The following is a 1,181-nucleotide window of genomic DNA, read 5'->3' as shown; positions in this document are numbered from 1 at the left end:
CCGCCGGGCCGTCGCGGCGCTGCGGGCGCGGGTCGTCGACGCGACCCTCGCGTCGGCCGCGACCGGCGACCAGCGTCCCGGCGCGCTCGCCGCGACCGCGGTCCACGGCAGCGACGCGGTCGCCCGCTACGCCGGCCACTACCTGCCGCAGCGGACCGTCGCGACCGTCGGCCCGCTCCTGGCGCTGGTCGCGGTCGCGGTCGTCGACCCGGTCAGCGCCGGCCTGCTGGCCGTCGCCCTGCCGGTCGCGATCATCTTCCTGATCCTCGTCGGGCTGCGCGCCCAGGGCGCCACGGACCGCCGTCACGCGGCCCTGCAGCTGCTCGACGGCCACCTGCTGGACGTGCTCCGCGGACTGCCGGTGCTGCGGGCCTTCGGCCGCGAGCGGTTCCAGGTCGAGCAGGTCCGCGCCGCCGGGGAGCGCTACCGCCGCGGGACCGTCGCCGTGCTGCGCGAGGCGTTCCTGTCGAGCTTCGTGCTCGAGCTGGTGGCGATGCTCGGGACCGCGCTGGTCGCGGTCGCCTGCGGCATCCGGCTGGCCAAGGGCGACATGAGCTTCGCGCCCGCGATCGCCGCGCTGGTGCTGGCCCCGGAGGTCTTCGCGCCGCTGCGCCGGCTCGGGGCGGAGTACCACGCGGCGGCCGACGCCGAGCCGGTGCTGCGCGACCTGGCCGCCGCCGCCGAGCGCCCGGCCGTCGTCCCCAGCGGACGCCACGGCCGGCTGGCCGAGGATCCGGCCCGCAACGACCTGCTGCTGCGCGGCGTGCGGACCGCCTCCGGCGACCGGGACCGCCCGGCCCTCGACGGCGTCGACCTGCGGCTGCGCGCCGGACGGGTGACGGTCCTGACCGGCCCGTCCGGATCGGGCAAGACCACGCTGCTGCGGCTGCTGGCCGGCCTCCGCGCGCCCGACGAGGGCGAGGTGCTCTGCGGCGAGGCGTCGCTGGCCGAGGTCGACCTCGAGCGCTGGCGGGCCGATGTCGCCTGGATCCCCCAGCACCCGGTGCTGCTGCCGCGATCGCTGCGCGACAACGTCGCGATGGGGCGCGGCGCGAGCGACGACGAGCTGCGCGGCGCGCTCGAGGCGGCCGGCCTCGGCCCGCTGCTGCGGGCCCTGCCGGCGGGCCTGGAGACGCCGCTCGGCGACGGCGGCCTGCCGCTGTCGGCCGGCGAGCGGCGGC

1 protein-coding gene is annotated in these 1,181 nt (G+C 79.1%); it reads left to right on the top strand.

Annotated features, from left to right (window positions below):
* On the top strand, window positions 1-1,181 hold a 1,181-nt coding region (locus tag PAI11_RS11090; RefSeq protein WP_040599917.1), incomplete at both ends, for an ATP-binding cassette domain-containing protein.

The sequence above is a fragment of the Patulibacter medicamentivorans genome, from assembly GCF_000240225.1.
In the GTDB taxonomy this organism is placed as follows: Bacteria; Actinomycetota; Thermoleophilia; order Solirubrobacterales; family Solirubrobacteraceae; genus Patulibacter; species Patulibacter medicamentivorans.
Note: the sequence above shows the minus strand (reverse complement) of the source record. Positions and strands in the feature narration are given on the sequence as shown.